26 protein-coding genes are annotated in these 25,841 nt (G+C 55.7%); 11 read left to right on the top strand and 15 right to left on the bottom strand.

Annotated features, from left to right (window positions below):
- The first annotated feature begins 73 nt into the window (after nucleotides 1–73).
- On the top strand, nucleotides 74–643 hold the full coding sequence (locus H7849_RS26020) for a hypothetical protein (protein ID WP_251106499.1): 570 nt from the start codon (nucleotides 74–76) through the stop codon (nucleotides 641–643).
- 89 nt (nucleotides 644–732) lie between these two features.
- Here the strand turns inward: H7849_RS26020 and H7849_RS26015 are convergent, their stop codons facing one another.
- On the bottom strand, nucleotides 733–3,549 hold the full coding sequence (locus tag H7849_RS26015) for a PIG-L family deacetylase (RefSeq protein WP_186743345.1): 2,817 nt from the start codon (nucleotides 3,547–3,549) through the stop codon (nucleotides 733–735).
- Between the two features lie 83 nt (nucleotides 3,550–3,632).
- On the opposite strand from H7849_RS26015, the gene H7849_RS26010 reads away from it, so the two are divergent.
- A complete protein-coding gene (locus H7849_RS26010) occupies nucleotides 3,633–5,015 on the top strand; it encodes an APC family permease (RefSeq protein ID WP_186743344.1) in 1,383 nt (460 codons plus the stop codon).
- Here H7849_RS26010 and H7849_RS26005 read toward each other — a convergent pair.
- Nucleotides 5,003–5,809, bottom strand: coding sequence for a 2-keto-4-pentenoate hydratase (locus H7849_RS26005; RefSeq protein ID WP_251106498.1), 807 nt, complete (start codon nucleotides 5,807–5,809; stop codon nucleotides 5,003–5,005). The genes H7849_RS26010 and H7849_RS26005 overlap by 13 nt on opposite strands.
- Nucleotides 5,810–5,968: 159 nt before the next feature.
- Between H7849_RS26005 and msrP the strand changes: the two genes are divergently transcribed.
- From msrP to H7849_RS25990, 3 genes are read left to right on the top strand one after another with little or no spacing between them, the layout of a single operon-like run.
- Nucleotides 5,969–6,940, top strand: coding sequence for a protein-methionine-sulfoxide reductase catalytic subunit MsrP (gene msrP / locus H7849_RS26000; RefSeq protein WP_186743343.1), 972 nt, complete (start codon nucleotides 5,969–5,971; stop codon nucleotides 6,938–6,940).
- A gap of 2 nt (nucleotides 6,941–6,942) precedes the next feature.
- Nucleotides 6,943–7,596, top strand: a complete 654-nt coding sequence (msrQ, locus tag H7849_RS25995) for a protein-methionine-sulfoxide reductase heme-binding subunit MsrQ (protein WP_186743342.1) — start codon at nucleotides 6,943–6,945, stop codon at nucleotides 7,594–7,596.
- Nucleotides 7,597–7,634: 38 nt separating this feature from the next.
- On the top strand, nucleotides 7,635–9,686 hold the full coding sequence (locus H7849_RS25990; RefSeq protein WP_186743341.1) for a DUF1800 domain-containing protein: 2,052 nt from the start codon (nucleotides 7,635–7,637) through the stop codon (nucleotides 9,684–9,686).
- On the opposite strand, the gene H7849_RS25985 is transcribed toward H7849_RS25990, so the two are convergent.
- Nucleotides 9,674–10,849, bottom strand: coding sequence for a pyridoxal phosphate-dependent aminotransferase (locus H7849_RS25985; protein WP_186743340.1), 1,176 nt, complete (start codon nucleotides 10,847–10,849; stop codon nucleotides 9,674–9,676). The two genes, H7849_RS25990 and H7849_RS25985, sit on opposite strands and share 13 nt — an antisense overlap.
- A gap of 93 nt (nucleotides 10,850–10,942) precedes the next feature.
- Here H7849_RS25985 and H7849_RS25980 point away from each other — a divergent pair, with 93 nt between their 5' ends.
- The gene (locus tag H7849_RS25980; RefSeq protein WP_186743339.1) at nucleotides 10,943–12,031 is read left to right on the top strand and encodes a Gfo/Idh/MocA family protein; all 1,089 of its coding nucleotides are present in this window, start codon (nucleotides 10,943–10,945) and stop codon (nucleotides 12,029–12,031) included.
- On the opposite strand, the gene H7849_RS25975 is transcribed toward H7849_RS25980, so the two are convergent.
- Nucleotides 12,028–12,435 (bottom strand): group III truncated hemoglobin, encoded by a 408-nt coding sequence (locus tag H7849_RS25975; RefSeq protein ID WP_186743338.1) that lies wholly within the window; start codon nucleotides 12,433–12,435, stop codon nucleotides 12,028–12,030. The two genes, H7849_RS25980 and H7849_RS25975, sit on opposite strands and share 4 nt — an antisense overlap.
- An 82-nt stretch (nucleotides 12,436–12,517) precedes the next feature.
- Between H7849_RS25975 and H7849_RS25970 the strand changes: the two genes are divergently transcribed.
- Complete coding sequence (locus H7849_RS25970; RefSeq protein WP_186743337.1) at nucleotides 12,518–13,360, top strand: glycoside hydrolase family 16 protein; 843 nt, start codon at nucleotides 12,518–12,520, stop codon at nucleotides 13,358–13,360.
- A 2-nt stretch (nucleotides 13,361–13,362) separates the two neighbouring features.
- Here H7849_RS25970 and H7849_RS25965 read toward each other — a convergent pair whose 3' ends face one another.
- The 4 genes from H7849_RS25965 to H7849_RS25950 form a co-directional block, all read right to left on the bottom strand.
- Nucleotides 13,363–13,944 carry a dihydrofolate reductase family protein gene (locus tag H7849_RS25965; RefSeq protein ID WP_186743336.1) on the bottom strand — a complete coding sequence of 194 codons (582 nt, stop codon included), beginning with the start codon at nucleotides 13,942–13,944 and terminating at the stop codon, nucleotides 13,363–13,365.
- 9 nt (nucleotides 13,945–13,953) lie between these two features.
- Complete coding sequence (locus tag H7849_RS25960; protein WP_186743335.1) at nucleotides 13,954–15,606, bottom strand: alpha-N-arabinofuranosidase; 1,653 nt, start codon at nucleotides 15,604–15,606, stop codon at nucleotides 13,954–13,956.
- 133 nt (nucleotides 15,607–15,739) lie between these two features.
- Nucleotides 15,740–16,432: a lysophospholipid acyltransferase family protein gene (locus tag H7849_RS25955; RefSeq protein WP_186743334.1), complete on the bottom strand. Its 693-nt coding sequence runs from the start codon at nucleotides 16,430–16,432 to the stop codon at nucleotides 15,740–15,742.
- Between the two features lie 98 nt (nucleotides 16,433–16,530).
- Nucleotides 16,531–17,385 carry a GNAT family N-acetyltransferase gene (locus H7849_RS25950; protein ID WP_251106497.1) on the bottom strand — a complete coding sequence of 285 codons (855 nt, stop codon included), beginning with the start codon at nucleotides 17,383–17,385 and terminating at the stop codon, nucleotides 16,531–16,533.
- A 289-nt stretch (nucleotides 17,386–17,674) separates the two neighbouring features.
- On the opposite strand from H7849_RS25950, the gene H7849_RS25945 reads away from it, so the two are divergent.
- Both H7849_RS25945 and H7849_RS25940 read left to right on the top strand, forming a co-directional pair.
- On the top strand, nucleotides 17,675–17,902 hold the full coding sequence (locus tag H7849_RS25945) for a hypothetical protein (protein ID WP_186743333.1): 228 nt from the start codon (nucleotides 17,675–17,677) through the stop codon (nucleotides 17,900–17,902).
- A 23-nt stretch (nucleotides 17,903–17,925) separates the two neighbouring features.
- A complete protein-coding gene (locus H7849_RS25940; RefSeq protein ID WP_186743332.1) occupies nucleotides 17,926–18,420 on the top strand; it encodes a dUTP diphosphatase in 495 nt (164 codons plus the stop codon).
- 20 nt (nucleotides 18,421–18,440) lie between these two features.
- On the opposite strand, the gene H7849_RS25935 is transcribed toward H7849_RS25940, so the two are convergent.
- Together H7849_RS25935 and H7849_RS25930 are read right to left on the bottom strand one after the other, a co-directional pair.
- Complete coding sequence (locus tag H7849_RS25935; RefSeq protein WP_186743331.1) at nucleotides 18,441–19,136, bottom strand: ankyrin repeat domain-containing protein; 696 nt, start codon at nucleotides 19,134–19,136, stop codon at nucleotides 18,441–18,443.
- Nucleotides 19,137–19,173: 37 nt separating this feature from the next.
- Nucleotides 19,174–19,536: a cupin domain-containing protein gene (locus H7849_RS25930; protein ID WP_251106496.1), complete on the bottom strand. Its 363-nt coding sequence runs from the start codon at nucleotides 19,534–19,536 to the stop codon at nucleotides 19,174–19,176.
- Nucleotides 19,537–19,606: 70 nt separating this feature from the next.
- Between H7849_RS25930 and H7849_RS25925 the strand changes: the two genes are divergently transcribed.
- A complete protein-coding gene (locus H7849_RS25925) occupies nucleotides 19,607–20,395 on the top strand; it encodes an SDR family oxidoreductase (RefSeq protein ID WP_186743330.1) in 789 nt (262 codons plus the stop codon).
- A gap of 330 nt (nucleotides 20,396–20,725) precedes the next feature.
- Here H7849_RS25925 and H7849_RS25920 read toward each other — a convergent pair whose 3' ends face one another.
- Nucleotides 20,726–21,016: a hypothetical protein gene (locus tag H7849_RS25920; RefSeq protein WP_186743329.1), complete on the bottom strand. Its 291-nt coding sequence runs from the start codon at nucleotides 21,014–21,016 to the stop codon at nucleotides 20,726–20,728.
- A gap of 9 nt (nucleotides 21,017–21,025) precedes the next feature.
- Nucleotides 21,026–21,559 (bottom strand): Panacea domain-containing protein, encoded by a 534-nt coding sequence (locus H7849_RS25915; RefSeq protein ID WP_186743328.1) that lies wholly within the window; start codon nucleotides 21,557–21,559, stop codon nucleotides 21,026–21,028.
- A 776-nt stretch (nucleotides 21,560–22,335) separates the two neighbouring features.
- Between H7849_RS25915 and H7849_RS25910 the strand changes: the two genes are divergently transcribed.
- The gene (locus tag H7849_RS25910; RefSeq protein WP_186743327.1) at nucleotides 22,336–22,884 is read left to right on the top strand and encodes a YcbK family protein; all 549 of its coding nucleotides are present in this window, start codon (nucleotides 22,336–22,338) and stop codon (nucleotides 22,882–22,884) included.
- Between the two features lie 69 nt (nucleotides 22,885–22,953).
- Here the strand turns inward: H7849_RS25910 and H7849_RS25905 are convergent, their stop codons facing one another.
- The 3 genes from H7849_RS25905 to H7849_RS25895 form a co-directional block, all read right to left on the bottom strand.
- Nucleotides 22,954–23,415 (bottom strand): RES family NAD+ phosphorylase, encoded by a 462-nt coding sequence (locus tag H7849_RS25905; RefSeq protein ID WP_186743326.1) that lies wholly within the window; start codon nucleotides 23,413–23,415, stop codon nucleotides 22,954–22,956.
- Complete coding sequence (locus H7849_RS25900; RefSeq protein ID WP_186743325.1) at nucleotides 23,415–23,849, bottom strand: Xre family toxin-antitoxin system antitoxin; 435 nt, start codon at nucleotides 23,847–23,849, stop codon at nucleotides 23,415–23,417. The genes H7849_RS25905 and H7849_RS25900 overlap by 1 nt, the downstream gene beginning before the upstream one ends.
- Before the next feature lie 201 nt (nucleotides 23,850–24,050).
- Nucleotides 24,051–25,769, bottom strand: coding sequence for a L,D-transpeptidase family protein (locus H7849_RS25895; RefSeq protein WP_186743324.1), 1,719 nt, complete (start codon nucleotides 25,767–25,769; stop codon nucleotides 24,051–24,053).
- Between the last annotated feature and the right edge of the window lie 72 nt (nucleotides 25,770–25,841).

Here is a 25,841-nt window from a genome sequence, read left to right as displayed (position 1 = left end):
TTTTTACTTGTATAAGGACGGGGCTCGTAGGTAATCTCCTTACACTCCTCCCAAAACTAATTAGGAAGTGTGTATGAAGAAGAGCCTTCGCTACTGGCCCTCGATCCTCCTCGTTGCCGCTGGCCTCCTTCACGGTCAGCAGACAACGACTGCGTCTCCAGTCGTAACCCCACCGGCTCCAGTGGCAGTTTCGGTTACGCCCGATGCATCGGGCAAATACATGCTCAAAGAAGGCGAAGATGTGCCTCTGACATTTGCGCAGGATCTCAGTTCCAAGACAGCCGCTGAAGGCGATCCGGTCGCTTTTTCTCTGGCTGAAGACTTGAAGGTTGGCAATGTCGTGGTCGCAAAAGCGGGGATCCACGCGTTCGGCGAAGTCACTAACGCCAAAAAGGCCGGCATGATGGGCAAGCCCGGCGACTTAAGCGTCCGTCTGGATTACCTCAAAGTCGGAGATACGAAGATACATCTGCGCGGAACCAAGGGAAAAGAAGGCAACAGTGCAACCACCAGCACAGTTGCACTTACAGTGCTATTTGGGCCAATTGGGCTGATCAAGCACGGGCATGATATCGACATCAAACAGGGCACTGCGTTAAAGGCATATGTTTCGGACGACGTCGCCCTGCCACCGGCACCTTAAGCCGAGAATCGGGGTACAACCGCAACAACCTTTTAAAAAGCCCTTCTTTCATAAGGCTGACCAACGCAAGATAGCCGGCCCTCCAATCACTAGCGTGGAGGGCGACCGGCACTCACTAAGTTCGCGAAAATCCGGTAAGCGCCGGGTACTGCTTCGGTCATCTGGCGGTAGAGGGCATAGGCAACATAGATATAAGCTCCCTTCCCGTATCGGGCGTAAAGCAATCCACCTTTTTGCGGGTCCTGATCGGGATCATTCGTCTCGGTGAGTGGCGTGTAGTGCGGATCCCAGGACTGCATGAAGGAGTGACCGCGCTCCTCGACCCAGCCATCGAAGTCGGCTTCGGTGATCTTGTTCGGCCACGACATGACAGGGTTGTTTGGATCCAGAATGGTGACTTTGGATTTTTCGTCGACCACTTTTTCCGGTGACCGACCGAGCGTATACGGATATGGGCCAAAGTTGCGGTCGTATTCACCGGAGTTGTACTGAACGATGACAGTACCACCGTTCTTCGCATAATCGAGCAGGCGCTGCGTGGCCGCAGCGAGCACTCGGCGCGCAGCATAGGTGCGAATGCCGAGAACGATGGAGTCGTATTGCGCGAGGTCTCCGTGGAGAATTTCGTCATCGGTAAGCAGATGCGGAACGACGCCGATCTGCTCCAGCGCCTGCGGAACATCATCACCAGTGCCCATGATGTATCCAACCTTGAGACCGGGGGCGATCTTCACATCTACGCCGCGCGCGCGATAGGTGGCCGGGTGATAGTAGTAATACGGTCGGACGCCCGGGTAACCGACCTGCTGGACGGCTTCACTGAACTCGAAGTTGCCACTGCGGGCGATGGCCTTAATGTTGTATGCCTCTTTCCCTAACGCCGTCGGGTGCACGGTGAAGGTAATTGCAGCTGGATCATTTATCGGCAGATGGAATTTTGCTGTAGCGGGCTCGGCGGTCCAGCCCTCCGGTAACTCAAGATGCAATTCGCCATCCGCAGCAGTTTGCTGCTCATTGCTAAGGGCGACGGTAAGCGGGAAGGATTTGGCATCGAGCGGCACAACACCGGCGCCTGCGCCGATGTTGACCGAGACTTGTGGAAGGACAACCAGCGGTTGATAGACGCCGCCCGGGCCATGCTCCCAATGAACGGTCTGGACCACCTGTCCGATGCGAATGGGCACGCCGTCATAGTTGAACTCGGCCCAGCCCTCGACGGGATAGGGGGCAAAGGAACGATTGAGCCAGCGCTTGTCATTTATGTCGTAGTATGGCTGCTCGATTGTAGGACGGCTGAAGTATGGACGGGTAGGTGCGGCTTTGCTTGGGACTTCAAGCTTGAAATACACGTCTGCTTCGGGCGCGCTGGCAGCAACTGGACCCCCCACCCGTTGCACTGGCCAGTTCTCACCCTCAGGCGTGACGAGCCATGTTTTTGCGAGACGGAGTTTACCGCCAGGACTCCACTGCCCCGCGCTGGTAACATGCAGGCGCACGTTGAAATTCATGCCGGGAGTAGCGTGCAGGAAAGTGAATGCGGCAGAGCTGCCGCCGAACGGGTTGCGGTCTGCTTGCAGATTCGGCGTAACGAGCGCGTTCACTTGCAACCCAAGCGATTCGGCAAGGGCGGTGTTGAACTGCGCAAGCTTGATATTGAGTTCGTGGTTGACGTTGGCTTTATCGTCAACGCTAAGCGAGCTGGCGTTGACCGCGTCAATGAGTTGCTGCGTTTTGAGGTAGCCATCGTGGAGGTCGGGGACGATCTTCGAAGGATCGGACGGGATATAGGCGTAGAGGGCTTTCGTAACGTAGCGGTCGATTTCGCGCAGGCCATCTTTAAGGAATTGCGTGTCGCCGTGCGCGAGAGTGGCGATGCCGGGGAGCGACACGTCGATCCCATCGAAGAAGGACGTTTCCTGATCTTTGGTTTCAATGCGTGATGCGTAGCGGTGGTAGTCGACGTCGAATGGACCGGGAAGCGGCGGATTACCCCCGCCGTTCTGCGACTTCTGCTCGCTCCAGCCTTCGCGCGACATCTGAACGTAGGAGCGTCCCAGTACGGGATCGAAGGCGCCTTCGGGGATGACGACGTTCGTTGCGGGGACGTCATCCATCCACCGCTGGTTGACGTAATCGCGCAAATGCAGCGGCGAAGACTTGCCGGTGGCGTAGTCGAACATGGTTTTGTGCGGGCCTTCTCCATTGATGGCGAAGCTGAAGAAGCGCGCATACATTTTCATTGGCGACCATGGACGGAGGCCTTCAGCAATCTGGTCGGGAAAGACGTTTGGATCACCCGCAGCCTTGAAAACTTCCTGCGCCATTTCGCCCGAGACCTGGTGATGTCCGTGGCCATCGGTGACATTACCGGTGAAGACTGATGTGATGACCAGAGGGCGGTTCAGGCGTACGGCACGGACAACATCATAGAGAACACGGTCGTGTCCCCACTTGTCGAAGGCCTCGTCGATGGTTTTCGAGAAGCCGTAATCGGTGACTCGCGACCAATATTGTTCAGTGCCGCTGAATTCGTCAGCACGCAGAAGTTCGTTGGTGCGGATGAGACCAAGCTCGTCGTACTCCTCCCCGGACATGGCATTCTGCCCGCCCTCGCCCCGCGTGAGGGTCAGCATGGCGACGCGCGCTCCGGCCCCGCGCGATTCGAGGGTAAGCATACCGCCATCTTCGTCGTCGGGGTGGGCGACGATCATCATAAGACTGGCCCAGGTATGCAGCTTGCGCAACGTTTGCCATAGACCATCGGCGCCGCGGTCTTCTGGCAGCGTTTGTGCGTCGGGAGTAGCCGCAATTTGCGTGGCCCAGGGAACTGTCTGGGTTTGCGCAGCGGTGGTCGCAGCGAGCGCGAGTGTAGCAATCAGCTTGAGTCGTCGTCCGGCAGGCTGCATCTACTTGTCTAGTCTCCAGGAAAGGGTTCAAGCCCAGTGTACAATCCACTGACTGCCTTTCACTCTTTGATGATGATCGAAGCATGCCGTCGCAACTGAAACGACAACTGAGCCTGGGAAACGCTGTCTCGCTGAACATGATGAACATGATCGGCGTGGGACCGTTCATTACGCTGCCCCTCGTGGTGGCTGCAATGGGTGGACCGCAGGCAATGCTGGGTTGGATTCTCGGCGCACTGATCGCTGTGTGCGATGGCCTGGTTTGGGCGGAACTGGGCGCAGCGATGCCGGAGGCGGGCGGGTCATACACATTTCTGCGTGAGATTTACGGTCGCAACGGCGCGGGACGCTGGGCTTCGTTTCTCTACATCTGGCAGCTTGGATTTAGCGCGCCCCTTTCCATTGCTTCGGGCTGCATCGGCCTCTCGCAGTATGCCGCATATCTTTGGCCGTCTCTTGGCAATACGGTTGCGGGAATGTCCCACCTTCGTTACACCAGCCTGCTTGCATCAGGAAGCTGTCTGCTGATTCTTGCGCTCCTCTATCGCAATCTCAGCACCATCCGGCGACTCGCGTGGGTGTTGTGGTCGGGAGTACTGCTAACCATCGGGTCCGTCATTCTCGCGGGAGTAACACATTTTCATGCGTCGCAAGTAGTCATGCCGGCAGGCGCATTTCATCTCACTCCGGCGTTCTTTCAAGGGCTGGGCGCGGCTACGCTGATTGCAACGTACGACTACTGGGGTTATTACACGGTCTGCTTTCTCGGCGGCGAAGTGCGTGATCCTGGACGGACGATTCCGCGCGCTGTGCTGATTTCGATTGCGATCGTCGCGGTGCTGTATTTGTTGATGAACATCAGCGTACTCGGCGTGATTCCATGGCAGGAACTGGTGAAAGGCGGCGATGGGCGTTACGCTGTGGTTGCTGTTCTTATGCAGCGGACTTTCGGAGTGACGGCAGCACGGGTGCTGGCTGCGCTGGTGATGTGGACGGCATTCGCTTCTGTCTTTTCTCTGCTGCTGACCTATTCGCGCGCGCCGTATGCCGCGGCTCTCGATGGTAACTATTTCCGTTCATTCGCAACTTTGCATCCGAGGCACGGCTTTCCTAACGTCTCGCTGATTGCGCTTGGGGTTGTCGCGGCAATCTTCTGCTTCTTTGATCTCTCGCACGTAATCGCGGCGCTGGTGGCGATCCGGATCATTCTGCAATACCTGTTGCAGCAGGTCGGAGTAATTTTGCTGCGGATCCGGCGTCCAGAGATGCCGCGACCCTTTCGTTTGTGGTTTTACCCTCTGCCGCCGCTTCTAGCGCTCGCCGGCTTTTTGTTCATCGTGTTCTCTCGGCCTGACGCCTCGCGCGAATTTGTGTATGCGGGAGTGATTGCGGTGACGGGCAGCCTTCTGTATTTCGCCCGCGCCTACAGACGCCGCGAGTGGCCGTTTGCATCTCAGGCAAAGTAAACCTGCACTGTTCCGAAGGTTGAGAAGGTGACGCGCACTTCCGATCCAGAATTTGCGTTGAACTTGCCGCACCAGCTTCCGGTGGTGATCCAGTCACCGGCTTTGAGGCCGGCGGTGCGATGCTGGCCTTCATTCGCCAGCCATGTAACAAGCCGCAGAAGATCGGTTCCGGCGGGGTTCGAAGCGGTGCCTGTGAAGCGAACGGCTCCGTCGATGGTCACAACGACAGTTTCCTTTGTGAGATCAGCGCTTTGCCAAGAAGGAAGTGCGGGGCCGTAGACGAAGCCGCCATTCATCTGCAAATCGCCAATCATGGAGAGCCGGTCGACGATATCGGGATTGAGGAATGCCGGTTCCATGAGTTCAATGGCCGGATGCGCTGAAGCGATCGCGTCGATGACTTCTTTGCGTGTATAAGCCTCTTTGCGAACAGGAAGGTCTTTGCCGAGGTGAAAGGCGATTTCGGCTTCGACGCCACGGTAACGGCGATACGATTCGCTCAGCGTCTGCCCGCTGTGCGCGAAGCCGCCGAGCAGCGGCATAGGGGCGTATGCGGGGGTTGCGTCGGGCGATGTGGCGCCGACTTTCCAGCCGCCAATTGGTCCCAAAGCGCGGGCGATGATGTCTTGCAGTGCGTAGGCCTCATCGAGCATGTGTGGACGCAGTGCTTCTGGCAGACTTTCGATAGGCTGCGAATCACGACGTGCCGCAAGCAGCAACTCGGACGCCTGCCGCATGCGGTCGTTTTCCTCTGGTGAAAGTTTCTGCGTTGCGTGCAGGTTATCTGTAACCATTCACCCCTCCTATGAATCATAAGATGTGGCTTCCAATTGCTTAGGTATCGCTTTTTGGAGCCATACAAGTTTTGGATTTATTTGTGAGCAGCAAAAACATCTACTCTCGCAGGTAAATGCGTACTTTAGTCTGTAATTAGAGAAACAGGGCACTGACCGATGTTGATCCGCAAATCGAGCGACATTCCTTCTTCTGAAATCACTTCAAAATCTGCCTACATGGACCGGCGAAAGTTTATGGCTGCAGCCGGAGCCGCTGGAGTCGCGGCGCTTGCCGGAGAGCGCATGGCGCGGATTCTCGAACCGAGTCGTCGAGTTCATGCTGGCACAAAACTCGATACGGTGAAGAGTCCGCTTTCCACTACCGGCGAAGACCTGACGCCATACCAATACATCACCAATTACAACAACTTCTATGAATTCGGCGTGGAGAAAGGCGATCCAGCAAAGAACGCGGGGAGGATGCAGACGCGACCATGGACGGTGACCGTGGAAGGCTTGGTGAAAAAGCCGAAGACCTTCGATATCGACACGCTCCTGAAGCTGCGTCCGCAGGAAGAGCGCGTGTATCGACTCCGCTGCGTCGAGGCGTGGAGCATGGTGATCCCGTGGGTTGGCTATTCACTGTCTGAGTTCATCAAGGAATGCGAACCCCTTGGCAATGCCAAGTTCGTACAGTTCCTGACGCTCGCGGATCGCAAGCAGATGCCGGGACTCAGCCAGTCTTCCATCAACTGGCCCTACTCCGAGGGGCTGCGCATGGATGAGGCGATGAACCCGCTGACGCTGCTCTGCTTCGGGCTTTACGGAGAGACGCTGCCGAACCAGGATGGCGCGCCTGTGCGCATCGTGGTGCCGTGGAAATATGGATTTAAGTCGGCAAAATCGATTGTCAAAGTGCGTTTCGTTGAAAAGCAGCCACACACAGCGTGGAACGATCAGGCCTCGAATGAATACGGGTTTTACTCAAATGTGAATCCCAATGTCGATCACCCACGCTGGAGCCAGAAGTATGAGCGGCGTATCGGCGAACCGGTCTTCAAACAACGCCGCGCGACGCTGATGTTCAATGGCTATGGCGACCAGGTGGCCAGCCTCTATAACGGTATGGATCTGCGCAAATACTACTAATCATGCCGAATCGACTGATCGTTTTCCTGAAAGTGCTGGTGCATATCGCGTGCCTTGCGCCGGTTATGTGGCTGGCCTGGAAGTTCTGGCAGGCCAGCACCACCGTACCGGATGCGCTTGGCGCTGATCCGATAGCTGCCGTTACTTTCTTTACCGGAAAGGGGACGCTCCGCTTACTGGTGACTTCCCTTGCAATTACGCCGGTGCGACGACTGATTCCGAAACTGAGCTGGCTCATCCGCTTCCGGCGGATGCTGGGTCTTTATGCCTTCTTCTATGCATGCCTGCATTTGTTGACCTATGTCTGGCTCTATTCGAACTTCAGCTTAAGCGCGATGATCAATGACATTACCCGCCGGCGATTCATTACCGCCGGACTCACCGCCTGGATGCTGCTCGTTCCTCTCGTCCTGACGTCAACGACGTGGTCGATCCGCAAGTTGGGCGGCAAGCGTTGGCAAGCGTTGCATCGGCTGGCGTATGTATCGGCAATTGCGGGGGTTGTTCACTATTGGTGGGGGGTAAAATCAGGCGTGCGCACGCCGCTTACGATCACCCTTGTACTTGGGGTTCTGCTCCTGGCGCGGCCAGTGCTTACATATTTATTCAAAACGACGCGATCGAGACAGGTAAAGGCACAACCGGCGCAACTCTAAGCCTGGATTCCGGTTTATACCGTTGTCAGGAGCATGGGTTGATCCGCACAACTCTATCACTAAGCCTCTTTGCCATTGCTCTGTTGCCGATCGCGGCGGTCGCGCAGAGCCCTTCACACGCTGCATCTCATCATAAAGTTCCGTCCAAAGCCGAACCGGTACTTCCTCCACTCACGAACGAGGAGCGCGCACAGCAAGTTCTTGCTCGCTTCACCTTTGGTCCGCGGCCTGGAGATGTGGCGGCGGTCACAAAAATTGGCTGGGAGGTGTGGTTTGAACAACAATTGAATCCCGACTCCATTTCAAATGCCGACCTCGACAAACGGCTAGCCGCCTTTCCATCGTTGACGATGGCTCCGCCGCAGGTGGCGATGAACTTTCCCGATGGGGGCGTGATTCGCCAGATTGATGCCGGCAAACTCGCCATGCCGCAGGATCCGATGCTCGCCGGAGCATACGAAGTCATGCTGGAACGCTACAAACGCAAGCAGGCACGGGATGCAGCGGCGAACCAGACTCAGAGTGCCTCGATGCCGGTAATGCAGACGAATGCCGAGCAGGCTCCTCCGCCGATCGATATGGAGGATGAGCCACAGAGTGGCCCAACAGCACAGACTCTGGCAGATCAGATTCTTGGCTATCAGAAAGGCCTGCGCATGCAGGCAATCATGCGTTTGCCGGCGGAACAGCGCATGATCCTTTGCCGTCGCGTTACCGACCCGCAGCGCACGATGCTCATGAACGACTTCACCCCACGCGAGCGCGAGATCTTTCAGATGATGGGTGGCGGCGCAGCAGGCATCGGGGTAGCGCAGAATGAATTGCAGCAGGCAAAGATTCTGCGTGCGATTCTGAGCGAGCGGCAGCTTGAAGAAGTGATGACCGATTTCTGGTTCAATCACTTCAATATCTTCCTGCACAAAAATCCCATCGAAACGTACTATCTCGCGGACTACGAACGCAATGCCATCCGCGAACATGCCCTGGGCAAGTTCAAAGATCTGCTGCTGGCAACCGCGGAGCATCCGGCGATGCTCGACTATCTCGACAACCGCACCAGCATTGGGCCTGATTCGCTTGCCGCCAATCGGCAGAAAGCCAATCCCAAGCAGCAAGACCGTGGCCTGAACGAAAACTATGGCCGCGAGGTAATGGAGCTGCACACGGTCAGCGTTAATGGCGGCTATACGCAGGCTGACGTCACGAACCTGGCAAAGATTTTTACTGGCTGGACGATTGATCATCCCGAACTGGGTGGGCCCTTTGTCTTTAATCCGCGGTGGCACGAGCCGGGCACGAAAAAGTGGTTTGGGCAGACGATCAAAGAAAATGGCTTCAACGAGGGCGTACTGGCGCTGACATGGCTGGCCGCGCAGCCGCAGACCGCTCACTTTATCAGTTACAAATTAGCGCAGCGCTTTGTCGCCGACGAGCCCCCTCCGGCACTGGTCGATCGCATGGCGCAGACCTATCTCTCCTCTGACGGCGATATCAAGCAGGTATTGCGGACCATGGTGCACTCCCCTGAATTCTGGTCGCGCACAAACTATCGCAATAAGGTAAAGACGCCGCTCGAATTCGTCGCCTCGGCGTTTCGTTCCACAGATACGAATCCCACGAACCCCGGCGCGTTGGTGGGCACGCTGGCTCGCATGGGCGAGCCGCTTTACCAGATGCAGCCACCAACCGGATACCCGATGACAGCCGATCACTGGATGAACTCTGCGGCGTTAGTTGACCGGCTGAATTTTTCCATGCAGTTGACCACGAGCAAGCTCGGCGGAATGAAGTTCGACGCTCCGCACCTGCTTGCCGACGGCCTGCTGGCGCGGCCTGCGACTTCGCCGGATTCTCTGCACCGCGTCGCTGTCGAACCAGCCATCATGACGCAAAAGGCTGCTGTGCCTAGCGGGCAGGACGAAGCTCTTGAGTTGATGGAGCAATTGCTGATTGCCGGAGATGTTTCTGCGAAGACAAACTCGGTCATTCGTGAGCAACTGGCTCAGACTGCTGCACCAGCAGATGCTACGCAGCAGCTGGATACAATGTCAGCGCTGATTCTTGGCTCGCCTGAATTTCAGATGCGATAGCTACGCAGGGCATCGCAGGCACGCTGCAGATCCTCGTCGCGCTTGGCGAAGCAGAAGCGCATGATTTCTTCGCCGCGACCTCCGGTGAAAAATGCAGTACCGGCAACCCCTGCCACTCCAGTCTGCGCTAACAGATTGCGCGCCTTCTCACGCGCAGTGGCGCCTGGAACAGCACTGACATCGGCCAGCACATAGTAAGCGCCCTGCGGAATCGAGGGCGTAAAACCGACGTCCTGCAATGCAGAGCAAAGCATATCCCGCTTGGCCTGATACTCAGTTGCCAGTTGCAGGTAGAAGTTATCGGGAAGCTCAACGAGCCCTGTAACAGAGCCGTATTGGAAAGGTGTTGGCGCGCAAACATAGGTCAGGTCGTGAAAGTAAGCAATCGAGCCGAGCCAGCGCTTGTCAGCTGCAAGATAGCCAATACGCCATCCTGTGATACTAAAGGTCTTCGACAGTCCTGAAATTGTGATCGTCCGCTCAGCCATTCCTGGAAGCGACGCGGGCGAGATGTGTTCCCTGCCATCGAAGAGGAAATATTCGTAGATCTCATCGGTAAGAAGAAAGAGGTCGTGTTCGTCCGCAAGGGCTGCGATTTTTTCAAACTCAGCGCGGCTGAAAACTTTGCCGCACGGATTCGATGGCGAATTGACAATGATCGCCCGTGTGCGCGGCGTAATGGCTGCACGCAGGACGCCGAAATCAATCTCCCATGTGTGCATTGCCATCGGCACTGCTTTGGGCTGCATGCGAAGGCTCAACAACGTATTGACGTGGTAGCCGTAGAACGGCTCGAACAGCACAACCTCATCGCCGGGGTCGAAGAGTGCCAGGCACGCGGCGTACAGCCCTGCCGTTGCACCGGAAGTGACCAGCACTTCCGATTCGGGATCAACGTGGATACCGTTGTAGTGCGCCATTTTTCGCGCGATAGACTCGCGCAGCGGCGTAAGTCCATCCATGCGCGTATAAATGTTGTGACCGTCATGAATGGCCTTGATCGCGCTCTCAATTACGACAGAAGGCACCTCGGTATCGCAGACGCCCTGCGCGAGATTCACTCCGCCAAGGCGATCGCATTCTACGGTCATCGAACGAATTTCCGACTGCATGATGCGTGGAGAAATCTCGCTGAGACGCAGCTTTTCCGTTGCTATTCCCATGCCTTCCATCTAATCACGAGTAGCGTGGGTATCACCACTGAGTTATTCGCTGCAATTGATGTCTAATCCAAAGTTATTTTACGGAGCTATGGCATGAATCTAAATCGCCGCCAGTTCACTACCCTTGCGGGTGCAACTCTTCTCTCGTCTGCCTTGCCGGAACTTCATGCGCAAGGCGACGATCACCGGATTGGCTATTGCATCGTTGGCCTTGGCCGCATTTCAATGGATCACTTTATGCCCGGCGTGAAGATGTCGAGCCAATCGAAGATCACCGGAATCGTCAGCGGCCATCCCGACAAGGCTCGCAAAATGGCGGCGCAATACGGAGTGCCTGACAGCTCAATTTATACCTACGAGAACTGCGATCAGATGCGCGATAACAAAACGATTGATGCCGTATACATCGCGCTGCCCAACAACATGCACGCGGAGTACAGTATCCGTGCAGCGAAAGCGGGAAAACATGTGCTATGCGAGAAGCCGATGTGCACGAGCGTAGCCGATGCGCATTCGATGATCGACGCCTGCAAACAAGCGAATGTGAAGCTGCTCATCGCCTACCGCTGCCAGTATGAGCCGACGAATCTGCGCGCAATTTCTCTGATCCGCGAAGGAAAGCTGGGAACAGTACAAGCCATTGAAAGTGCGAACGGCTTCAATATCAGCCCAGGCGAATGGCGTTTGAATAAAAAGATGGCCGGCGGCGGCCCGCTGCTTGATGTCGGGATCTATTCACTGAATGCCTGCCGCTATTTGACTGGCGAAGAACCGGTCGAAGTGAAGGCCTACTCAACCACCATTGATCACGATGGTCGCTTCGATCAGGTGGAAGAGAACACTTCCTGGACGATGAAGTTTCCTTCAGGCATTGTTGCCAGTTGCAACACTTCGTACGGCGCGAACATGAACGGTTTCTATCGCGTGCATGGATCGAAGGGGGTTCTCAACGTGGAGAGCGCCTTCCCCTATGAAGGGCAGCATTTGACGGCCAGCTTCAACGACAAGACGACTCTTGACGAGCCGAATCCTGCCAAAGATCCTTCTCACTTCGTTCGCATGGCCGACTATTTCAGCAACTGCATCATCAAGAACGAAGAACCGAAGACCAATGGCGAAGAGGGTCTGCGCGATATGGAATGGATAAGCAAGATTTACGAATCGTGCGGACTCAGTCTTTAGTTCGAAACCGCTAACGATGCGTGGTGCCGATCGATGGTTTCAATCAGGCGGTCGGCCATGCTTTCCGCCTTGCGCATAAAGATCGCAGCCGCTTCCGGTGGAAATAGCTCGGCTGTAGTCTGTTTCCAGATGCCGAGCCAGCGCTCGAAATGCGCAGAGCTAATCCGCGGCGCCAGCAGCAGATGCTTCACCATGGGATTGCCTTTATAACGACCACTGGCGAGCATCAGCGAAGACCAGAAAGATCGCATCGTTTCCAGATGGGGCTCCCAGTCACTGCCGATCTTCTCTGCAAAAACCGGGCCCAGAATATCGTCCTGCCGCACGCGCATGTAGAAACAATCGACGAGTGTGGCAATCGATGATTCGTTGATCACGTTCGCGACATCAAACTGCAAGTACATGATTCTTTGATACAGCCTTTATGCGTAAGGATGAAATAGATTGCCGCTGAACGGAGTGTTTTCCCCGGTTATTGGGCACAATATGACACTGAACAGATCGTGGCTCATGCTGAGCGCACTGTTGCTATTAACCGCTGGAATTGCGCAGGCGCAGGACCGGCATGAGCGCTTGATCTGGAGCGATGAATTCAACTCTGGCGCCCCCGCACCTTCACTCGCAAACTGGAAATTTGATACGGGCAGCAACGGCTTCGGCAATCAAGAGCTGGAAACTTACTGCAGCTATCAATCTTCGCAGGCACCATGTAATAGTGCAAAGCCGAATGCATTTTTAGGCAAAGACGGTTATCTGCACATCGTTGCACGCAGCGATGGCCAGGGACATTACACCTCGGCGCGCATCAAGTCTGAGGGGCTGAAGAGTTTTCAGTACGGACGCATCGAGGCACGCATCAAGATTCCCAAAGGCCAGGGATTCTGGCCCGCTTTCTGGATGCTTGGCGACAACATATCGACGGTACATTGGCCTGCGTGCGGTGAACTCGACATCATGGAAAACATCGGCAAGAAGCCGGATACGATTTACGGCTCCATCCACGGAACCGGATTTACCGGCACGAAGATAGGCCAGCCCTTCGCGCTGCCGCACGATCAGGCCTTTGGCGATGCGTTCCACACCTTCGGGCTGATTTGGTCGCCGAAAAAAATTGAGTATTACGTGGACGATCCTGCGAATGTCTATGCTTCGTTTACGCCGTCAAGTCTCCCGGAAGGAGCGGTTTGGCCCTTCGACGATGGCAAGTTTTTTCTTCTGCTGAATCTTGCTGTCGGAGGCGATTGGCCCGGGCTGCCGGATGCTTCGAGCAAGTTCCCCCAAGAAATGCTGGTTGATTATGTGCGCGTGTATGGCAAGAGTGCGCGATAGAGTTAGCTCTGGACAGCATAGTGCAACTCGACCACACCATCCGGGAATTTCTTCGAAGAGATCAATCTCAGAGGCACATTGCGACGATCTGGTGCGATCAAGGGAATGCCTTCCCCGATAAACGTGGGAATGACGTGGATCTTGAATTCGTCAATCGCTCCTGCATCGAGAAACGACCCGATAATGCCGGCGCCACCCATCATCCAGATGTCTTTGCCCTTTCGTTTCCGCAAGCGCGTCGCAAATGCTTTGACGGGCTCGGTCACGAACTCCACTCCCGCAGGTGGGTCCGACGGTAGCGGGCCGCGTGTGAAGACATAATTCTTGATCTTGGTATCGAATGCTGAACCGGGCACGCCTTTCTTTTGAAAATCCAACGCCATATCGTATGTCTTCCTGCCCCACAGGATTGTGTCGATGGACTGATAGAACTCGGCCATGCCGTAGCCGCCTTTTGGCGTTGGACGATCCAGCCAATCTACCGAACCGTCACTTCGAGCGATGAAGCCATCGGCGCTGGTGGCAGCCAAAACAATGATTCTGCGCTTGCGGGGCTTCACGGACTTGGATGACTTGGCCTTCATTGCGATCTGTCAACTCAGCGTGATTTCTACCTTTGTTACCGACATCGGCGGAAAAGCGAAAGCTACCGTCGAGCCACTGGCCGTTGCCTGCGCGGATTTAGTTGTAACGGCGTTGGGCTGCTCAAAGGTATTGTGCGCGTGAATGTCAGAGGCTGCAAGAACCGTTGCAGTGGCAGTCGCCACGCTACCGCCTCGAACTGCAATCTGCGTGTCACGCGCGTCTGTCAGACTCGGGTTCACGACGGTCAGCGTTAGCTGCTTGCCGTTCACGGATGCCGAGCCCATCAGCCCGTTCAGGCTTCGCTGTACAGAACGTTCGCCGCCGCGTGGAGGTCCCCACCGATCGGGTTTGACGATGTCTGTAAATCCAACCGACGGCGCAGAGAATTCCGCGCGCACAGCTTTCGCCCCCTGATGCGCTGCGTACATCTCGAAGACATTGAAGTTTGGAGTCACGATGAACTTGTCCTCGTGCGCGATGAAGAGTGAATCGATGCAGTTGATCAGTTGCGCGCAGTTTGCCATACAGACTTTTTCCGCGTGGCGATTAAAGATATCGAGCGTAAAGGCTGTAACAATCGCGTCCCGCATCGTGATCTGCTGACCGAAGATGTGCGTCGGGTCCACTTCCGTTCCTGCTCCGTACCAGGGACCGTACTCGTCGACGACCATGCGCGTCTGGTGGTCGCGATCAAAGACGCCCATCGCAGTCCACATGTTCTGGATAATTCTTTCCGTCGATGTTCCCTTATAGAAAAGCGAATAAGCATCCTGATCGTTGAAGTTCAGCGCTTCAAGAGCGTTGGTGTAGTTGTGCACCGACCATCCATAAGGCGGATGAATGGGACGGCGGTGCAAAATGTCTTCGAAGAACTGCGTCGTCCAGTCCACGTCATCCTCGTTCGGACCGGAAGCAACAAAGCGCGGATCGACGCCATAGTCGGGAACCCACGCGGTAAAACGACGATACTCATTCGAGTATTCTTCGGGCGTGAAGTTCCCACCGCAGCCCCAGCTCTCATTTCCGATGCCCCAATAGCGCACGTTATAAGGCTCGGGATACCCTGCGGCTGCCCGAATGTCAGCGTATGTCGTGCTGTGCGCGGGCGAATTGCAGTACTCGACCCATTGATCGAATGAGAGCGGGGGCAACGCGCGAAGGTTCGCAGCGATGTATGGGTCTGCATTGCTCAGCTTGCAAAACTGGACGAACTCATCCGTACCGAAAGTATTCGGCTCATACTTCTGCACAGCGTCGTTCGGCAACTTCTTAGCCTGCGGATCATCGACCCAGAAATTGGTTCGCCGTGGCCGCTTGTCCCTTGGACCGATGCCATCCTTCCAGTCATAGCTGTCGGCGAAACATCCGCCCGGCCAGCGAATCACCGGGGCTTTGATGGCTTTCAATTTCTCGACCAACTCTTTGCGAATGCCGTGGATATTGGGGATACTCGATTTCTCGCCAACCCAAATGCCGTCGTAGACCACTCCGCCCAGATGCTCGGTAAAGTGGCCATAAATTTCCGGCTGGATCGTTGCGATCGGCTCGTTGACCAGAACTTCGATGTGGGCATCCGCAGTGGCGGCGAGTGCCTGCTTGCGGAACAGGAAATAGGCAGAACCAGCCAGGGCGCTGGTTTTGAGAAATTCGCGTCGTTGCATGTATCCCTCGGAAGAGACGTGGCGGACTGCAGAAATTCGGTTGCCAGAGCATGAGAAAACATTTACCAGAATTCGTCAACTACTCTGCTAAGCCAATCATCAGGGGGATGAGAGAGGAATCTCCGCTGAAAAATCAGCGGGCCCCGCCAGCCATAGTCGTGTGCCAGGGTGAATCAGACAGAGGATCGAGGCTGGCGCGCAGACGGAGTCGCGCCACGCGCTCCCAGGTGTCATTCGCGGCGTGCTTGCGGCTGCTGTAGACGCGCGGCCTGCTATCGTAGCGAATCCTGCTGCGGATACCCTCGTGCTCGAACACTTCCACCAAGTTGGGCACGAACTGCATATCGCCGTAGTAACAAAGATCGCGCTCCTCCACCCCTTTGGCGTCGTAGTTCAGCGCCGACGCCGTTACGAGCGCTTCGGCCTCCACTGCTGGCTCGAAGAGGAAGGAATGGAATGGCAGCAGAGTGGTTCCGTCCGTGCTCGTGCCTTCCGGGAAAAGCACCACGGTCACGCCCGAACGCAGCGCATACTCAACGCTGATCGCCGCCTCCGTCGCTCCTGAGCGGCTGCCGCGGGTAATGAAGATCGTTCCGCCGCAACGCGCAAGCCACCCAAAGAGCGGCCATAACCGCACATCCGCTTTCGAGACGAAGATTCGCGGGCCGGCGGCCGCGTGGAGCAGGATGTCAAAGTAAGTGAGGTGATTGGAGACTACAAGTCCCGAACTTGGCAGAGGACCTTCGATCGTGAGTGCAATGGAAAGGCGGCGCAAAACCAGGGCACACGATGCCTGCATCCACTCAGCGCGATCGGCAAGGGTCAATCGCCTCTTTCGCACACGCAACCATGCAAACCGCACAAACAACTGCAGCAGCGTGAGCAACAGAACAATGAGGCGCCATCGGCTGCGGCAAAAGCTCTCTAATGTTCTTCGTCGGGTAGAAATCGGTTCCTCGCAGCGGGGGTCAGCTGTCGCAGATCCAGCAGGGTGAGAAAGTCGATCGTGCCAAATTCCCGGTCCCAGGCCGGCTCGCCACAGATTCGCGCCCCTACTCCAATATACGTCTTCAGGAGCCTCGGAATCTTGGGTGGATTTTGTGGCAGACCACTACCCGGCGGCAAAGTGTATGCGGAAGTTGGCCTTGTGATAAATTCTGCCGATGCGAGAAAGGGCTTCAGTTGTTCATAAATTGCCCAGCCCTCGGCTGGGTCCTGTGAATTGAGGGAAGAACAGCCAATCAAATAGCGCAGCCCACAAGATCTACTGTACTGCGCAATCCCCCGCCACAGCAGAGTAAGCACTTCACTCGAGCGATGATCGCGATCAATTGATGCACGACCAAGTTCCAACACCTGCTCGCGCACTGGCTCATAAGCGGCAAAGTCAAATTCCTGCGCGCTATAGTATCCCCAGTGCCGGCGCGCCTCGCTGCCGGACTGCATGCGGTAGGTGCCGACGACCTCGCCCGTCGACCGGTCTTCGACAATCAGATGGTCGCAGACATAGTCGAAACGGTCTTTATCGAGGCCGGTTGAGTAGGACGACATAAGTCCTTCACCCAGTTCCAGGTTAAACACCTTAAAGCGCAGCCTGCATGCTGACTCGCGCTCTGCTTCCGACGCAGCGAGCCGGATCTGGTACTTCCCCAGCTCGACGGAGATATGCGGTGTTAGAAGTCCCGCCGAGCCTCCGGCCGAAAGATCAAAAAGCCCGATGGAGGCTGACGCTGAGGCGGCTAACTTCCGGGGCCTGTTAACGCGTAGATTGGTGAACACGCCATCATCATGCTACGCATGAGGTAATTCAATTTTAAAGATCAGAGAAAAGACCGCGAATTCCTGGTGAATGTCCTTCTTTGATTCATTCGTAATAAAACAAGGATTATCGCGGTAACGTATGACCTAACTTGCAAATAACACGTATATTTCACAAAATTTTTGACTTGAAACTATAACCGCACTTATGAAAGCTTTTAACCGTTGGTTAAATTAAATTAATATTTACCAATGTTCCCGTTACCCAGTAACTGAACCACTTTTGTTTACAAAGTTAAGGATAAGAAATATGACAAGAGATGAAATCGTTGTTGCTATCGATGAAGAAATCGGCCGGTTGGAAAAAGTGCGGTCACTGCTACAAGGTTCCGCCGGCAGTAAGTTTCTCGCTGGAGGCCTTTCCGGCATCCGTAAGAAACGCTACCTCAGTCCCGAAGCCCGCAAACGCATTGCCGACGCGCAAAAGCGCCGCTGGGCGAAGCAGCGAAAGCAAGGCAACGGGAACGGCGCCAGCTAAGCAGGAAGGCTCCCCCGCAAGAAATGATCAAGGTTCAACTCCTCCACCCCGATGCGCGTGTGCCTACGGTGAACTACGCAGGCAGCGATCTTGGCTTCGACCTCTACGCGATTGAGGATGTCGTGCTCGAGCCCGGCGTCCCTGCACGAGTGCGGACCGGCATTGCGGTGGAAGGACCGGAAGGCTGTGGCTTTGTGCTTGGCGACCGTTCCTCGATGGCCGCCAAGGGAGTCACGTACGCGGGAGGACGCATTGACGCGGGCTATCGGGGAGAGATCCTCGTGTGCCTGGTGAACATCAATCAGCCGAAGTATTCCCTGCGTGTTGCTCGCGATGCGCAGGGAGCGTTAACCAACGCTGAGCTGGAACAAACCGACGCCTGCATAGCCATCCACAAAGGGGACAAGATCGCACAAATGTCTCCCTTTCAGTCGATGACTCATCTTGAAATCACGGCCGTCGACACCCTTACGGAAAGCTCGCGTGGAGCGAAGGGGTTTGGGTCGAGCGGCAGATGAACTTTCCGCGCCATAGGCCCTCAGACTTGAGGCTTCCCCAGCAGATAGGCTCGCATGCTCTGGCGTTGCGGGTGGATTCGGAAGTTTCCGTAGAGAAGTAGTCTCAGGATAGGATCCGGACGCAGATACCAACTGGCCCATCCTAATGGCGTATCGCCGTTCATGTCCCTGGCGTCGATCCTTGCGCCTGCGTTCAGCAAGAGGCTTATGGTGTCCGCTTCTCCGAAGGCGGCTGCGCGATGCAGTGGAGTCTCCCCTTTCGTTCTGCAATCTCGCATGAAGGCGCCTGTCTCGACGTCAGGCTTTGTTGCGATATTCGGGTCGGCTCCGAAGGACAAGAGCACTTCAAGCACACGGTCGTAGACCAGACGGTCCGTCTTGGATAGTGCTGCATGGAGAGGCGTTTCTCCTGTGTCGGTATCAGGCTGATTTACGTCTGCGCCATGTTCCAGAAGGAACTTACAAAGCCTCCAGTGTCCATGAAACGAAGCCGCATTCAATCCGAGGTTCGTGCCCAGGGAGTTGAGCGACTCGCCATGCGCAAGAAGATATCGGATCGCGCTTACATCGCCGTAGTAAGCGCAATGCTGCATCAGGGATACGCTATTTTGATCTCTGTACGCGGCTGGCTGCCCGGCCGCGAGTATGTCGAAGACCAGTTCTGTGCGCCCATCTGTGAGTTCGCTCATGATCTTGTCGAGTTGAGAGACGTTCATCTCGATTCCTCCAGGATGGCCGGACAATTTCAGGAGATTACTTTCGCAGGTATGCGTCCGTTCCGCCGATCCAGTCCGCACGCGGCGGCGCGAATACATCCAAATCGATCGTGTCTACCAGCGCCTCAGCACTGTGCTTGACGTTCGACGGAATCACTAACGTTTCTCCTGCATTGACGGTGACAACCTCATTGCCGTTGAGGGTGAAGCGGAGCGCGCCTTCAAGAATGTATGAGATCTGCTCGTTGTGGTGGCTGTGCTCGGGAACGATGCAGCCTTTGCGCAGCAGGAGGCGCGCGAGCATGGACTGCTCGCCATGCACAAACTGGCGTTCGAGAAGCGGGTTGAGATGCTCGACCGGAATCGCTGAGAGTGGCGTGTGCTTCCATTGAGATGACAAGGCAAAATCCTCCTTTAGAATGGCGGCGACCCAATCTTATCCAATCCTCGGATACTATGGAGCCATTGCCATGGAAACAGGTCTGAAGAACCGTGTCGCTATCGTCGCCGCGTCCAGCCAGGGGATCGGCAAAGCTACCGCGCTCGCATTCGCCGCTGAAGGCGCGCATCTTGCGCTTTGCGCCCGCCAGCAAGGCCCGCTGGAAGCTGTGGCTCGTGAGGCCGCTGAGCGCTTCGGTATTCAAACCTTCACCGTTGCTTTCGACGTGAGCGATGACAGCGCTGTGCGCAGCTTTGTGCAGGCTGCTCATCAAAAACTTGGGCGCGTGGATGTCTGCGTGACCAATGCCGGGGGCCCACCCGCCAAACCGTTTCTTTCGACGACGATGGAGGAGTGGGAGCGTGCCTGGCAGCTTAACCTGCGCAGCATCGTCTCTTTCGCGCAGGCGGTGCTGCCCTACATGCAGCAGCAGAAGTGGGGACGCATCGTCACCTTGACATCGTATACCGTCAAGCAGCCGGTGCCGGAGCTGGTGCTCTCGAACTCCATCCGGGCTGGAGTGATGGGGCTGGTGCGCTCGCTGGCAGGGCAGTTTGGCCCGGAGGGAATCACCGTCAACAACGTTGGTCCTGGATTCACCTCGACAGACCGATCCGTGGAAATCCTCGAGAAGCGCGCAGCCGCCAAAGGTATTTCATTCGAACAGGCGGAGCATGACCTGATGCAGGACATTCCTGTCCGGCGCATGGCTACTCCCGAAGAGGTTGCTGCAGCCATCGTGTGGCTTGCTTCGGCGCCAGCTGCTTCGATTACCGGACAGACGCTGCTGGTGGATGGTGGTTCGTACCGGGGGCTCTAAGCCCTTCCACCCCCTCCCCTATCTGCGGATGCTTTCTTTGTTTTCAATACTTTAGCGGGGATCATCCCCCGCTATGCCCATGATTTCAAAGAGGTTAAGTTGAGTCTAGTGTTTTCAATCACTTAGGCAATTCGTCTACCTGCTTGCGCTATTCTCTTTCGCGTCGTTGCATCCATCTCTTTGCATGGAACCGATAGAACACGGTCCACGAGATTCGTGAATGCGGCGTATTCTGTGGAACGCTTCTTCACTATTGCATCGCAGCAACCGCGATATGTTCGTAAATCTTGCGAATTCGGGGCTGTTTGGTGGTGTTTTCATGATACTGAGTTAAGAAATCTCCTTGTCGTACTCTGGGCCAACATCAACCGCCGTGATGTAGATGTTGTATTGGTCGTAATAGAAGTACATTCTGAGTGCCGGAATATCAGCGAATGATTCTCCGCAAAAGTCATTTGTGAAACAAACGCTCAACCTTGTTCCATCGATTACGTGAAAGCACTCGGGGTGCTTGCAAAGCACCTCTTCCAAGACGAGCATCATTTCATCGAAACGCTGGAAACCGCATCCGATGGCCCTGATCTGGTCTTCTGTAATGTGTTCCCAGCGAATCTGTCTCACGTGTCGTTTCTAGACCAATAGACCGTGTTCCTTCGCTAGCTCTTGACCTCGTTCGATATCGGCTGCACTTGGCTTTCGCCATGAAATAAACACTGAACGTGGATCGATCGTTTCGCCGTTCTTCGTGCTCCTCCAACCAAATGTGTCATGCGAGAGATTGCTGGCCTGCTTGGCTGTCATGGGCCGAAGTCTGTCTATCCAGGCATCCACTATGGCTACCTCTTCACCCGTAAAGCAACTTAGATCGGGATCGCGCAATGAAACGGGCCTATCTTGGGTATACGCATAAAGCGACCTCGGCTCAATTACGAGGATTCCCGCTTGCTGCATCCTCCTCTGAATAGGGACGATTGAGCGAGCAGCTGGGCCTTCGCCCAAATGCTGATAGTCTGCCCCGGTGATCGTATGCCCTAAACGCCCATAAGCCGTGAAATCGGAGAAGAAAATCACCTTATTTAGTTTTACTTGCCCAAAATATTTGTCATTTGACAATTTCTTACTGATGTAAATGACCAATTCGGTCATTTTTTTCTCTTTTCTCATATCAACCTCCTTAGCGACGTGGTGAGGGTCGCTACTGCTCGGGGGATGGAGGTCTTCCTCCTTGGCAAACCTATGGAAACCATTCCATAAGGATTTGACGAAACATTACCAGTAAGATGCAGCATTTTGTACAAAATTCTATGCAAGCGCAGCATCTAGGGGTATCAAGAGTTCCCCTTATGGTACTTATATTCGCCTATTATTCGCCTTGTTTCAAGAGTTTCCTCGCACGATATAATTCGCGGCACTAGCAAAATAACACGCCAAATTCAGGCAAGAATTAGAGCCTTCGTTTCAATAAGTTACGAAGGGATCAATATATTTGACGCATCAGATTAGGCTAAACTATTGCGTTTCAAGCAAATACCACTTACCGAATGAACGTGCTGTCAAAAGTATAAGTCGCTCAGATTCTATAACTTACTGTTCACTCAGTTCGATTTTGATGCGTCAGCTATATTGGGACCGTTACGAATTATTTTGCTGATCACCCCCTTGACAAAGGAAAAGCAAGCAGACAGTCCCGGGCTGAAGCCCTTTCTTTGTGGATCCTAACGCGGGGCTGAAGCCACGCTCTTCTACCGTCGTCCTGCTTTCGCAGGACCAAGGTCTACTCCGACCTCTGTCAAAGATATCTAGCTCATTATTTTGCCGTTCCAGGGCTGGACAAGGGTTTGCAGGCGGGCACGAACCAGGACGGGATGGGGGCTTTCTGAGCCAAATCGGCGGCGTTTTCTTTCATTTAAGAACGTATAATGAAGGCTGGTATTTGCAAGATGCGATTGAAGAATTTCCTTTGCGCCGGTGTTGTCGCCGGCCTGACACTTTTTGCCGGTTCCTCGATGCACGCCGCGAGCGGTGACGGTTCCGTCAATCCGGAACAATACCGCCTCCGTCTCTACCATCTGCACACCGGCGAGCGGATCGACGTGGTCTATCGGATCGGCAATCAATACCTGCCGGATGCAGTCGCGGAGCTCGATCGCTTTCTGCGCGACCATCGCACAGGCGACGAAAAAGACTACGACGTAAAGGAATTCGACCTTCTGCACGACCTGATGGCGCGGCTCGGTCATCCGAACGGTGAGATCGATATCGTCTGCGGCTACCGCACGCCTTGGAGCAACAACTATCTGCGCGAGCACGGCCACGGCGTCGCCCTGCACAGCCAGCACATGGAAGCCAAGGCCATTGACATCCGCATACCCGGTGTTCCCACCGCGCAGGTGCGCGACGCAGCCCTCTCGATGCAGCGCGGCGGCGTTGGGTATTATGCCTCGTCAGATTTTGTGCATGTCGATGTAGGGCGTGTGCGGCGCTGGTAAAAGGCCAATCCCAGAGTTAAAGCCCGTTGCAACCGCGATAATCACCGCATAAGGACTCGTGCTTCTACCCTAGCGTTTCCTGAACATGCGTTCGTCGTAGAAGAACGGTTCCTGCGATGTGATTGACACCTGCTTGAAATCTGGGTGGGACGGATTGAGCAGGACGTTCCAATCTCCTCGAATTGGGACAGAAGGAACTTTCAGGCCCACGGACCGTCGACTCTTCAGCCATGCGGTACCAATTTTCTGGCACTCGCGATTGTCGATTTCGAACCAGTTTCTTGGCAACAGACTGAGATCCAGTTGTTCCACCTCTGCGTCCGGCACATGGGCTTCGAGCATCGTCAGATCATTTGGGGCCTGATTCGGCTCCAGGTTCACGAAATACTCCATTGCCGCCAGCGCGCGAGAAGTCGCCGTGTAAACGATGAGATTGCCTTTCTCGTTCCACCTGCGGGAGGCATACATTCCGCCTATGCCGGAAAATGCACTTGAGAGATATTTCTGGCTGCAGAGTCTCCAGACCTGCATTAGCTGTACATACCGTACGCGATGGCGTAGAGCACCTCTTCGACAGATCTGTAACCGGGATCGGTTGCAATCTCATCGATCGGCTGCCTGCCTCCCAGGGCGCGATTTGGGGTGCGCAGCCATGAGGCTGCCTTCTCATTTGCTCCGAGGACTTCCGTCGCCAGGGCAATGATTCTTGCCATGCGGGCGGCGCGGTCCGACTCGTCGACGGTGAGGCGGGCGTGCCGGGACAATCTCCGCGTCAGCGTCCGCGGCGGAATCCCCAGATGCTTCGCCACGTCGAGCCGGTGCAACGTCAGCCTCTCAGCCAACACGGAGATGATGGTCGCTGGCAAACCAGCACGGATGGATGTGGCCAAGTCGTCAGAATTCCTGACTGCGTGCTTGAAGGTCTTGTTGCCGCCGAGGACTTCGGCAATTTCAGCTACGGACATGATGGCCACCTGGCTTTATTATTGCGCCATTTGGCCTCGGAGGCAATATAAATTATGCTCTCCCACCCTTTCCCAATTGCGCGAAAGGATGGGGCGCGCCATTTTCGTGCCCCTGTCTAGAAAAGCAGATCCTTCCCTTCACTGCGTTCAGGGTCAGGATGACAGCGCCTCGTCCATTGAGGGTGAGGCGCTTTTCATCCTTTAGCCGGGGTAGGGTTGGCCCTTCGCCAATACGGCTTCAAGCGTCTTGTCGTAGCCGTAGATGTCGTTGAAGAAGTGTACGGTACCGTCCTCTTCGACGACTGCCGTCACATACAGAATAAGCACTGGGACGGGCGTCGTCAGGTTGACCTGCTGATTGTCCGGGCCTGATTGCATGGCTTGTTGCACTTTTTCGAGCGTCCACGGCGGCTGGTTGCGCAGGACGTAGGCTGCGAGTTCCGCCGGTTTTTCGACACGCACGCATCCGTGGCTGAAATCGCGGCGCGACTGCGAGAAGAGTTGTTGGGCGGGCGTGCTGTGCAGATAAACGTTGTACTCATTCGGGAACATGAGCTTGATCAGCCCGAGCGAGTTCGTTGGCCCTGGTTTCTGGCGAACCGTCAGCTTCCCGGCGCGAAGCTGGGCGAGGACTTCGTCGCTGACGGGGCCATCGGTGATGACCTTACCGTTGAAATCGGTGACCTCGAAATTCTTCTTGCTGATGTAGCTGCGATCGCGGGTGATGCCAGGAATGATTTCCCCGCGCACGATACCTGTCGGGACATTCCAGTAGGGGCGGAAGACGATGTATTTCATCGTGTTGGCAAAGACTGGCGTCTGAGTACGGAGCGCTTTGCCCACAACCACGTTGCTGGCGAAGGCTACCTTCTGATTCGGACCGTAGGCGCGCACGATGAATTCGGGAATGTTCGCCACAATCGGAGGCTGCGGAAACTGCGGCGGCAGCCAGCGCCAGCGCTCCAGCGCATCCTGCAACTGGCTGACGCGGAAGGCGAGCGGCGTGTTGAGCTGGCGAATCGTGTCCTTATCGATCTTGCCGGTCACGGCGAGGCCATGGCGCGACTGGAAGGTCTTGACGCCGTCGACCATGGATCCGGAATAGGTGGGCGAATTGGCGTCGACCGGCGTATCGGCGCGAAGGTCGCCGAAGAGATGGAGACGCTGCACGAGTTGACTGACGCCGGGGTAAGCATCGCCCGGGGATATTGTCTTTGTGACATCAGGCACGGCAGGACCATCGCCCTGATCGGCCAGCTGCATGTAGTGATGCAAAGCATCTTCGGTGTGCCGGTAACCGTCGTAGGGAGGCTCGACTCCGTCGAGTACGCTCTGCACGTTTGCCGCGTTTATCACTTTGGTTGTTACAAATTGCGGAAGATCATACTTCTTCTGCTCAATATCGATGCCGAAATTGAAGTGCTTCGGATTTACGCGGCCGATGTGCAGGTCGGAGATGTAGCGCATTACGCCTACAGTAAGTGCGGCGTCGAAGCGCGCCAGCGTGTCGGGTGTGGGCGAGCCGTTGAGTGATTGCAGGCGATCGGTCCAGCGCGACGCGTCGTAATCATCCGGGTTCAACCCTTTTTGCTTGCTGGCCTGGAGCGCCTGGATGACGGCGAGGGCCTGCGGCGTCGGCTTGCCGCTATTGAGCCAGACGGGAGCGAAGTTTGACGCCTCGTAGATGTGCACAAAATGCAGGCGATAGTCGGTGAAATTGGGCCAGTGCAGGTCGGCGAGGTTGCCGCTGTCGGCGATCTGATGCAGGCGCGAAGAGACTGCCGGCAGATCGATGTTGCTATTGCTATTGCTGCTTTGGGGTTGCGGCGGGGCTGCTGTTTGGGAGTTGCATCCACTCGACGCAAGCCAGAGAGTGAGGACAAGGAAGCTCAGAAGGTTTCGACGTGCTGAAATGAGCATGGACTATTAGACCATCACTGAAAGAAAATCCGGATTTGTTGTACCAGCAAAGGGCATTCGTGACGACAACTG

It is taken from the genome of Alloacidobacterium dinghuense, assembly GCF_014274465.1.
Classification (GTDB): Bacteria; Acidobacteriota; Terriglobia; order Terriglobales; family Acidobacteriaceae; genus Alloacidobacterium; species Alloacidobacterium dinghuense.
The sequence above is the reverse complement of the archived record's forward strand: the minus strand, read 5'-3'. Positions and strand labels throughout refer to the sequence as shown.

What these genes read in the sequence shown, in the direction of transcription:
- H7849_RS26020 (WP_251106499.1), top strand. Translation starts at nt 74, where the DNA reads ATGAAGAAGAGCCTTCGCTACTGGCCCTCGATCCTCCTCGTTGCCGCT.
- H7849_RS26015 (WP_186743345.1), bottom strand. Translation starts at nt 3,549, where the DNA reads ATGCAGCCTGCCGGACGACGACTCAAGCTGATTGCTACACTCGCGCTC.
- H7849_RS26010 (WP_186743344.1), top strand. Translation starts at nt 3,633, where the DNA reads ATGCCGTCGCAACTGAAACGACAACTGAGCCTGGGAAACGCTGTCTCG.
- H7849_RS26005 (WP_251106498.1), bottom strand. Translation starts at nt 5,809, where the DNA reads ATGGTTACAGATAACCTGCACGCAACGCAGAAACTTTCACCAGAGGAA.
- msrP (WP_186743343.1), top strand. Translation starts at nt 5,969, where the DNA reads ATGTTGATCCGCAAATCGAGCGACATTCCTTCTTCTGAAATCACTTCA.
- msrQ (WP_186743342.1), top strand. Translation starts at nt 6,943, where the DNA reads ATGCCGAATCGACTGATCGTTTTCCTGAAAGTGCTGGTGCATATCGCG.
- H7849_RS25985 (WP_186743340.1), bottom strand. Translation starts at nt 10,849, where the DNA reads ATGGGAATAGCAACGGAAAAGCTGCGTCTCAGCGAGATTTCTCCACGC.
- H7849_RS25980 (WP_186743339.1), top strand. Translation starts at nt 10,943, where the DNA reads ATGAATCTAAATCGCCGCCAGTTCACTACCCTTGCGGGTGCAACTCTT.
- H7849_RS25975 (WP_186743338.1), bottom strand. Translation starts at nt 12,435, where the DNA reads ATGTACTTGCAGTTTGATGTCGCGAACGTGATCAACGAATCATCGATT.
- H7849_RS25970 (WP_186743337.1), top strand. Translation starts at nt 12,518, where the DNA reads ATGACACTGAACAGATCGTGGCTCATGCTGAGCGCACTGTTGCTATTA.
- H7849_RS25965 (WP_186743336.1), bottom strand. Translation starts at nt 13,944, where the DNA reads ATGAAGGCCAAGTCATCCAAGTCCGTGAAGCCCCGCAAGCGCAGAATC.
- H7849_RS25960 (WP_186743335.1), bottom strand. Translation starts at nt 15,606, where the DNA reads ATGCAACGACGCGAATTTCTCAAAACCAGCGCCCTGGCTGGTTCTGCC.
- H7849_RS25945 (WP_186743333.1), top strand. Translation starts at nt 17,675, where the DNA reads ATGACAAGAGATGAAATCGTTGTTGCTATCGATGAAGAAATCGGCCGG.
- H7849_RS25940 (WP_186743332.1), top strand. Translation starts at nt 17,926, where the DNA reads ATGATCAAGGTTCAACTCCTCCACCCCGATGCGCGTGTGCCTACGGTG.
- H7849_RS25935 (WP_186743331.1), bottom strand. Translation starts at nt 19,136, where the DNA reads ATGAACGTCTCTCAACTCGACAAGATCATGAGCGAACTCACAGATGGG.
- H7849_RS25925 (WP_186743330.1), top strand. Translation starts at nt 19,607, where the DNA reads ATGGAAACAGGTCTGAAGAACCGTGTCGCTATCGTCGCCGCGTCCAGC.
- H7849_RS25915 (WP_186743328.1), bottom strand. Translation starts at nt 21,559, where the DNA reads ATGAGAAAAGAGAAAAAAATGACCGAATTGGTCATTTACATCAGTAAG.
- H7849_RS25910 (WP_186743327.1), top strand. Translation starts at nt 22,336, where the DNA reads ATGCGATTGAAGAATTTCCTTTGCGCCGGTGTTGTCGCCGGCCTGACA.
- H7849_RS25905 (WP_186743326.1), bottom strand. Translation starts at nt 23,415, where the DNA reads ATGCAGGTCTGGAGACTCTGCAGCCAGAAATATCTCTCAAGTGCATTT.
- H7849_RS25900 (WP_186743325.1), bottom strand. Translation starts at nt 23,849, where the DNA reads ATGTCCGTAGCTGAAATTGCCGAAGTCCTCGGCGGCAACAAGACCTTC.
- H7849_RS25895 (WP_186743324.1), bottom strand. Translation starts at nt 25,769, where the DNA reads ATGCTCATTTCAGCACGTCGAAACCTTCTGAGCTTCCTTGTCCTCACT.